8 protein-coding genes are annotated in these 7,832 nt (G+C 67.2%); 1 reads left to right on the plus strand and 7 read right to left on the minus strand.

All coding sequences use genetic code 11. The annotated features are described in order from the left end of the window. Positions 1–257: 257 nt before the first annotated feature. Both ACE3UY_RS12965 and ACE3UY_RS12970 read right to left on the minus strand, forming a co-directional pair. Positions 258–1,703 (minus strand): flippase, encoded by a 1,446-nt coding sequence (locus tag ACE3UY_RS12965; RefSeq protein ID WP_374687931.1) that lies wholly within the window; start codon positions 1,701–1,703, stop codon positions 258–260. Continuing rightward, on the minus strand, positions 1,678–2,439 hold the full coding sequence (locus ACE3UY_RS12970) for a class I SAM-dependent methyltransferase (RefSeq protein ID WP_374687932.1): 762 nt from the start codon (positions 2,437–2,439) through the stop codon (positions 1,678–1,680). Before ACE3UY_RS12970 ends, ACE3UY_RS12965 begins: the two co-directional genes overlap by 26 nt. Before the next feature lie 218 nt (positions 2,440–2,657). Here ACE3UY_RS12970 and ACE3UY_RS12975 point away from each other — a divergent pair, with 218 nt between their 5' ends. Beyond that, complete coding sequence (locus ACE3UY_RS12975) at positions 2,658–3,362, plus strand: TylF/MycF/NovP-related O-methyltransferase (RefSeq protein WP_374687933.1); 705 nt, start codon at positions 2,658–2,660, stop codon at positions 3,360–3,362. A gap of 48 nt (positions 3,363–3,410) precedes the next feature. Here the strand turns inward: ACE3UY_RS12975 and ACE3UY_RS12980 are convergent, their stop codons facing one another. The 5 genes from ACE3UY_RS12980 to ACE3UY_RS13000 form a co-directional block, all read right to left on the minus strand. Continuing rightward, positions 3,411–4,358 carry a glycosyltransferase family 2 protein gene (locus ACE3UY_RS12980; protein ID WP_374687934.1) on the minus strand — a complete coding sequence of 316 codons (948 nt, stop codon included), beginning with the start codon at positions 4,356–4,358 and terminating at the stop codon, positions 3,411–3,413. After that, positions 4,355–5,230, minus strand: a complete 876-nt coding sequence (locus ACE3UY_RS12985) for a glycosyltransferase family 2 protein (protein ID WP_374687935.1) — start codon at positions 5,228–5,230, stop codon at positions 4,355–4,357. The genes ACE3UY_RS12980 and ACE3UY_RS12985 overlap by 4 nt, the downstream gene beginning before the upstream one ends. Positions 5,231–5,321: 91 nt before the next feature. Next, positions 5,322–6,638, minus strand: coding sequence for a class I SAM-dependent rRNA methyltransferase (locus ACE3UY_RS12990; RefSeq protein WP_374687936.1), 1,317 nt, complete (start codon positions 6,636–6,638; stop codon positions 5,322–5,324). A 45-nt stretch (positions 6,639–6,683) separates the two neighbouring features. Next, positions 6,684–7,610, minus strand: a complete 927-nt coding sequence (locus ACE3UY_RS12995) for a DMT family transporter (RefSeq protein ID WP_374687938.1) — start codon at positions 7,608–7,610, stop codon at positions 6,684–6,686. Between the two features lie 12 nt (positions 7,611–7,622). Next, a partial coding sequence (locus ACE3UY_RS13000) for an alpha/beta fold hydrolase (RefSeq protein ID WP_374687937.1) occupies positions 7,623–7,832 on the minus strand: 210 nt, incomplete at its 5' end.

Genomic DNA, 7,832 nt, shown 5'->3' on the forward strand with positions numbered 1-7,832 from the left:
ACGTCGGTCGTGGCCGTGCCGACGTTCTGGATCTGCTGTCCAGACCACCAGCCGGAACCGGGCAGGTTGCCGCTCTGCGCGCCGACTACGCCGATACCGGCCAGCAGCAGCAGCGCAATTACCAGGACGAGAGTCTTCTTCAACATGTTCATCTCCTTAAAGAGGTATGAAGATAGTTTAGCAATCAGTACCATTCTACGGGATGGGCGGGCCGGGTCAATAAGCCATTTGGAGTATTCCGGGGAGTAATCACCCGATTAGTCGCGCCGGCGGACGATTTCGCGCCAGTAAACCAGGTCTTGCGGCGGCACAATGCCCAGCAGCAGCGCCGCCGCGGCGTAAACGACCACGCCGGCGGCAATGGACGCGGGCAGGGGGAACGCCCGCAGCCACCAGACGGCGGCGGCCATCAGCGCGTTGGCCAGCAGCGGCCGGGCCAGCGAGGGCCGTCCGCTCAGCTTCATGACGGTCGCGTGGGTGTAGGCGTAGAAGCTGGCGTAGAGGGCGAAGCTGGACAGCAGCCGGGCCACCGCCGCACCGGCGATGCCTGCCCGCGGGATGAGGAGCAGGTTGAGGGCCACGTTGAGCAGCGTTACCCCGCCCAGCATCCGCGCCGCCTCACGCTGCTTGTGGTGGATAAGCAGCAGCCGGGCGTGGGGCACGTTGAGGAACAGGAAGACGATGGCCCAGATACAGATTTGCAGGACGGGCACGGCCGGCTCGAAACCCGGCCCGAAGACCAGGGCGATGATGGGCGCGGCCAGCAGCGTGACGCCGGTCGCCAGCGGCAAGACCAGCGCGAACAGGTAGCGGCTGATCTTGTCGTAGAGCACGGCCAGCTTATCGGGCGCTTCGTGGTAGTAGCGACTCATCAGCGGGTAGACCGCGGTGCGGATGGCCAGCGGCATGAGGTTGAAGGCCAGCAGGATGGTCTGGGCGGCGGTGTAGTGGCCCAGCGCCTCCTCGCTCAGCATCAGCGAGATGAGCAGGGCATCGGACTGGTAGTCGAGCAGGGAGAAGAACTGGATGACAAAGAAGCTGGGCGTGTAGCCCAACTGGAGGCGCACGAAGGCCGCGTCGAGCCGGGCCGGCAGGCGTTGCGGCACGCGGCGGAACAGGCGCGCCAGGCCGGGCGCGAAGACGATCAGGCTGGCCGCGCTGGCGATGGGGATGACCCAGGCGATCTGGACGACCTGCGCCCCCTGGCGCAGCAGCCAGAAGCCGGCCAGCAGCTTGACGCCGCTGCTGGCGATGGAGGCCAGCATGGGCGTGACCAGCCGCTCGTGGGCCTCGAACAGCGATTGGCAAATGCTGAAGACCGCTTCGGGGATGACCGCCAGCGACAGGATCAGGATGATCTGGGTCGTCGTCGCGGAGTAGGGGGAGAAGAGGCGCAGCCCGAGGAGCAGCAGCCCATAGGCGGCGACCGACAGGAGCAGCCGCAGGGTCAGGTAGTTGACCAGGTAGCGCCCGCTCTCGTCGCGGCGCGCGGGCAGGTCGCGCACCATGATCTCGTGCAGCCCCAGCGCCGACAGGCCAAAGACGAACGTGTAGTAGGTCGTCGCCAGGCTGAACGCGCCCGACTCGCCAGGGCCTAGCCAGCGGCCGATGAGGATGAACAACAGGGCGTTGCCGGCCTTGACAACGATACTGCTGATGAAGGCCAGAACGGTGTTGCTAAGGAGACGCTGGACGGTGTTCATCGGCGGGGAGCTTCTCGGCGATGCATGCCCACCCCAGGGTGTGGTCTTTGACCTTGTCCAGGCGGTCGAGGTAGAAGAGCAGCAGCGGCAACAGCAGGAAGAACACGAGATAGACGGGCAGGATGAGCGGCAGCTTCAGCAGATAGGCCAGGTCGTTGTCGCCGCGCGGGAAGAGGCGGTCGTGCATCATCTGGAAGTTGAACGACAGGAACCAGAAGTAACCGCCCCAGGGCCGCATCTCGACCACACGCATACCGCTCTTCTCGATCAGGTGCGTGAAGCCGAACGAAGTGTAGCGGAAGAAGTCGTGGGGCTTTTGGTGCTGGTGCCAGGCCATGGGGGCCGACAGGTAGAACCGGCCGCCGGGCCGCAGGACGCGCCCGATCTCGCCGATGACCCGCGCCGGCTCGTTGACGTGCTCCAGCACCTGGAAGCAGACGGCGGCGTCGAAGCGGTCGTCGGCGAACGGCAGGCGCGACAGGTCGGCCTGGGTATCCAGCCCGGTGTAGTCCCACGTCTGGTCGCCCACGGCCAGGTCAACGCCGGTGTAGCGCAGGTGCTCGAAGTAGTGGCGGTACTGCCCCTCGCCGGAGCCGGCGTCCAGCAGGCGCGCGCCGGCCGGCAGCTCGCGCCGCGCCTGCTCCAGGAGCCGGTTCGTCTCCCAGAGATGAACGTCCAGTTTTTCGCTGACCCAGCGGGGCAGCAGGGCCAGTTGCCCTTCTCGTCCCAATCGCATCGGTGCACCCCCGCATCCAGTTTGGCTGTTGGCCTCGCGCAGGTTAATAAACCTGCGCCACGCGGATGTAGATAACCCTGTCATTTTATCGGTGAGCGTCGCCGCCGCCAATCAGCGTTCATCAGCATGCTGTTCCCCCATCGCGCAGCCTGTTCACCCGCTGGAGGGCGTGGTAACATTGGCGTCCATCCCGACTAGAAAGGCTTCACTGATTTATCATGAGTGAGCAAACGAAAGCCGGCGCCCACCGCTGGTCGCCGTCGCTGAAATCAAGGCTCTATGGGCTGGCGCGCCCGGCCGACGAGCTGTTCCTGCGCGCCGCCTATGCCGCCCGCTTCTACCACTGGTCGAAGGCCAACGCCGCCGCGCCCGTGTTCGACAGCCGCTACGATCTGTACCAGTACGTCATCGACGCGCACGGCCTGGGCGGGACGATTGACTTCCTGGAGTTCGGCGTCTTCCACGGCGAGTCGCTGCGCTGGTGGGCGGAGCACAACGCCGACCCGGCCTCGCGCTTCTATGGGTTTGACACGTTCACCGGCCTGCCCGACGCCTGGGTTGGCTTGCCGCCGGGCACGTTCACGACCGGGGGCAAGCTGCCCGACTTCGAGGATTCGCGCGTGGCGCTGGAAGTCGGCTTGTTCCAGGATACGTTGGGTGACTTTCTGTCGCGCCACCCGCTCGACCGACGCACGGTCATCCATCTGGACGCCGACCTGTACAGTTCCACGCTCTACGTGTTGACCGCGCTGGGCAAGCGACTGAAAGCGGGCGATGTGATCCTGTTCGATGAGTTGGGGTCGGCCTATGGTGTGACGCACGAATTCCGGGCGCTGGGCGACTTCGAGAGTTCCTATCGCTTCCACTACCGCCTGCTGGCCGGCACGCGGCGCTTCCTGCAGGCGGCCATCGAGGTGGTTTAGAAGAATCTCACGCAAAGGCGCAAAGAACGCCAAGAGAAGAGACGTTCTTTACTTTGCGTTCTTTGCGTCTTTGCGTGAGATGATCCATGCTGGCGGCAGGGTCGTCGCCCGGCCGGTGCGCCAGCCGGCCCACAGCCCGGCCCAATAGGCGCGCAGGGCGACGCGCCGGCCGGTCAGCAGCAGCCGGGCCGTCATCTTCAGAGCGCTCGCCAGCCGGAAGGGGACGATAAGCAGCATGCGCGGGCCGCAGCCGTGCTTGCGGAAGTAGCGCCCACTGCTCTGGGCCATCCAGTACCGTTCCGGTGGGCTATCGCGCCCGCCGCTGCTGGCCGAGACGGCGTGGTGAATGTGGGCCGCGGGGCAGAGCCGGATGCGCCAGCCCGCGCCGCGCGCGCGGCGGCAGTAGTCCATATCTTCGTAGTAGAGGAAGAACGCCTCGTCCAGCAGGCCGACGCTCTCGACCACCGCACGCCGCAACAGGATGCCGCAGAACGGCGCGAAATCCACGTCGCGCGGTTCGCGCCACTGCCCCTCGTCCAGCTGGCCGTCGCCCTTGTCCTTCAGGTCGAGGAAGACGTTGAGGTTCGCGCCGACCGTCCAGATGCGGCGTGGGTCGGCGGCGTAGTAAATTTTGGCCGTCGCCAGGCCGATATTGGCCGCTGTCCCCATCTCCTCGACCAGTCGCGCCAGCGCGTCGCGCGCCACCAGCGTATCGTTGTTCAGCAGCAGGAACAGCTCGCCCTCGCCCGCCAGCGCCCGGCGCAGCCCGGCATTGTAGCCGCCGGCAAAGCCCAGGTTGCGCGGCAGCCGCAGCACCTCGACCGCCGGGAAGCGCGCGCCGACGGCCCCGGCCAGCGGCGGCTCGCTGCCGTTGTCCACCAGCAGCGTGTGGACGCGCGGGTAGGTCAGCGCGGCGACCGTCTCCAGACAGTCGAGCGTCTTCTCCAACTGGTTCCAGGCGACGATGATGATGGTGACGGGTGGGGTGGGGGTCATGGCTGGGTGGCGAAACCGCTGTCGATGGCCCGCGCCGCGCCAAGGCAGTAGAGCAGCTTCGTCCAGTAGACCACCGGCAGGCTGCGCCAGTGGGGCCAGAGGGCGCGGTCGGCGTAGATGCCGGCGGTGATGCGCGCGGCGATGAGCGGCGAGAGTGCCCGCCACCAGCCGGCGCGGCGCGCCCCGCGCGGCGTGCCGAACTCGTCGGCGTAACGCAGCCGGACGCGAATGGCGTTGTGGCCCAGGTTGCGCCAGTGGCGGGCCACGTCATGCCGGGTCGTGCGCGCCGGCGCGTGGGCCACCATGGCCGCCGGCTCGAAGTACAGCCGGTAGCCGGCGCGCCGGATGCGGATCGTCCAGTCGGCGTCCTCGGCTGCCGCGCCGGGAAAGGATTCATCCAGGCCGCCGGCCCTCTCGAAGACTTCGCGCCGGACGCTCAGGTTGAGCGTCGGCAGCAGGAAGCGCGGGCCGGGCGGGTGTTGCGGCACGAACTCGTGGAACATGGACACGTTGTCGCTCTGCGCCCAGTAGTTGCTGCCCTGGAGCGCCACCGCGCCGCCGACCACGCGCTCGCCGGCCGCCTGCCGCCCCGCGTGCTGGGCCAGCCAGTCGGGGCGGGGGATGCAGTCGGCGTCGAGCAGCAGGAAGAGGTCGCCGGTCGCCGCGGCCATGCCCAGGTTGCGGGCCCGCGCGGCGCAGACCGGCGCGCCGGTGTCGATGAAGCGCGCCGTGGGGCAAGCGGCCAGCGCGCCCGCCTCGTCGCGGCCGACGACGATGATCTCGTCGGCCGGTTGAGACTGGGCCAGGACGGCGTTCAGCGCTCGCGAGAGGGTAGGGGCGTTGAGGCTGGGGATGATGACCGAGACGCGCATAAGTAAGAAGGAAGAATCCGCAGATTTCGCAGATTACGCAGATTTTAGAAAGGGCGCAGAGGTATCTATTGCATCTGTCAGGTTTGTTGGCTTACCAGACGCGGCAGAGTAGGCCCTTGAGGTAGGCCGACTCAGGGAAGGAGAGCAGCACCGGGTGATCGGCCGACTGGCCCAGGTGGTGCAAGACCTGCACGTCGCGGCCGGCGTCAACCGCCGCGCCGAAGACGACCTTCTGAAACAGGTCAGCGCTGACCAGGCCGGAGCAGGAGAATGTCACCAGTGTCCCGCCGGGGCGCAGCAGGCGCAAGGCCAGCCAGTTCAAATCCTTGTAGCCGCGGCAGGCGCGGTCGATCTGGCCCTGGCTGTAGGCGAACTTGGGCGGGTCGAGGATGACGGCGTCGAACTGCTGCCCCTCCTCGCGGTAGTAGCGCAGCACCTCGAAGGCGTCGCCGGCGATGTACTCGTCGTCCGGCCGCTCGAAGCCGTTGAGCTGCATGGCCCGCTCGGCCATCTCCAGCGCCGGGGTGGAGCTGTCAACCTGAGTGATCCGTGGCGCGCCGGCCGCCGCGGCGTAGACGCCGAACGCGCCGGTGTAGGCGAACACGTTGAGCACCTCGCCGGCCAGGAATTCCGGCCGGCCGGCGGCGGCGCGGTTGTCGCGCTGATCCAGGTAGAAGCCCGTCTTGTGGCCGCGCCACACGTCCACCGGGAAGGCGTGGCCGTTCTCGCGAATCGTCAGTTCCGGCGGCGGGGCCTGGCCGTGGCGCAACTCGGCCACCTGCGGCAGCCCCTCCTTGGCGCGCACGTCCACGTCGGAGCGCTCCAGGATGCCGGCCGGGGCCAGCAGTTCCGCCAGCAGACCGGCCAGCCGCTCCTTGCGCCGGTCGATGCCCAGCGTCAGGCATTGCATGACCAGATAGTCGCCATAGCGGTCAACGATTAGGCCGGGCAGGCCGTCGGCTTCGGCGTTGATGAGGCGGTAGGCAGTGGTCAGTGGCCGGTGGCCAGTGGTCAGTGCGGCAGTATTCAGTGGGTCAGCCGTTGGTGATCGCTGATCGCTTGTGTCTGCACTGCTCCCCTGCTCCCCTGCTCCCCTGCTCCCCGGCTCTCTTTTCAGTCCCAGCAGCGCCCGCCCCCGCACCGCCCGCGCCAGCCGGCCGCGCCAGAAGTCGTCGTCGATGGATTCGGCCGGGTCCCAGGAGAGAATGCGCGCCTGAATCTGGGATTTCGGGTTGTAATAGGCCGTCCCCAGCGCCGCGCCGCGGTGGTTGGCTATGGCGACCAGGTCGCCGGGCTGCGGGCTGCCCGTCATGCGCGCGATGGCCCCGGAGAAGACCCAGGGGTGGCGGTGCTGCACGGGCTTCTCGCGGCCTGGTTTGAGAATCAGTGTGGCGGTGGGGTACTCCATAGTGGTCAGTAAGAAGTAAGTAGTGGGTCAGTGGGTCAGTGGTCGTTAGTCGTTGGTTGCTTGTTGGATGCTCCCCTGCTCCCCCGCTCCCTTGCTCCCCGGCTCTTCGATCCCCTCCCGCTGTGAGATCAGAATGCCGGCCAACATGAGGGCGCAACCGAGCAGGCCGCGTGGGCTGAGTTGCTCGCCCAGCAGTAGCCAACCGCCCACAACGGCGAAGACCGCCTCCAGGCTCAGGATGATGGCCACGTCGGCCGGCGGCGCGTGACGCTGGGCGATGACCTGCAAGGTGTAGCCGACGCCCACGGACAGAACGCCCGCGAAGAGGATGGCCCCCATCGCCAATCGCAGATCGGCGGCGCTGATCGTCTCAGTCAGCAGCGCGGCGGCGCTGAGCGCGGCGCAGACCATAAACTGCACAAAGGCCAGTTTCACCGGGTCGGCCCCCGGCGACAGGCGGCCCAGCAGCAGCATGTGAGCCGCCCACAGGAAAGCCCCCATCAGCACCAGCAGATCGCCCCACTGCATGTGGAAGCTGCCCTGCATGGTCAGGAAGTAGAGGCCAACGGTGGCCAGAATGGCCCCGATCCACGTAGCCGCCGTCGGACGATAGCCGATTGCCAGACCGAGCAGCGGGACGAGGACGACGTAGAGGCTGGTGATGAAGCCGCCCTTGCCGGCGGTCGTATAGGCCAATCCCATTTGCTGCAAGGTGGCTGCGGAGAACAGCACCGCGCCGGCCGCCGCGCCGCCCCGCAGCAGCGTCCGGCTGCGCCACGGCACGAGCGGTCGCCCCTCGCGCCCGCGCTGCCGATCCAGCAGCCAGATGAACGGGAGCAACACCAGGCCGCCAATGACGAAACGCACGGCGTTAAAGGTAAACGGCCCAACGTGCTCCATGCCCAGCCGTTGGGAAACGAAGGCGAAGCCCCAGATGATGGCCGTCAGCAGCAGGAGGAGGTCGGAGCGCAGGCGCATCGTTGTCTAGACCTCTGAGGTCTGCTGAGACCGCGAAAAGCGCGTGAGTAAAATCTCGTTGACGAGGCCGGCCGCCTCGTGCTGTACCCAATGGGTGTTGTCCTCTAGCTCGATGAGCTCGCCCCAGGTGCATAGCGCGGCGCTTTCCGCGGCCATGACGCCGCGCAGGGCGAAATCCTTCATGCCCCAGATGATCGTGGTCGGCGGCTGTACCCG

Source organism: Promineifilum sp. (SeqCode), assembly GCF_041918635.1.
GTDB lineage: Bacteria > Chloroflexota > Anaerolineae > Promineifilales > Promineifilaceae > Promineifilum.

Coding starts and splice junctions, on each gene's coding strand:
- ACE3UY_RS12990 (WP_374687936.1), bottom strand. CDS start 6,638: ATGGAGTACCCCACCGCCACACTGATTCTCAAACCAGGCCGCGAGAAG.
- ACE3UY_RS12965 (WP_374687931.1), bottom strand. CDS start 1,703: ATGAACACCGTCCAGCGTCTCCTTAGCAACACCGTTCTGGCCTTCATC.
- ACE3UY_RS12985 (WP_374687935.1), bottom strand. CDS start 5,230: ATGCGCGTCTCGGTCATCATCCCCAGCCTCAACGCCCCTACCCTCTCG.
- ACE3UY_RS12980 (WP_374687934.1), bottom strand. CDS start 4,358: ATGACCCCCACCCCACCCGTCACCATCATCATCGTCGCCTGGAACCAG.
- ACE3UY_RS12970 (WP_374687932.1), bottom strand. CDS start 2,439: ATGCGATTGGGACGAGAAGGGCAACTGGCCCTGCTGCCCCGCTGGGTC.
- ACE3UY_RS12975 (WP_374687933.1), top strand. CDS start 2,658: ATGAGTGAGCAAACGAAAGCCGGCGCCCACCGCTGGTCGCCGTCGCTG.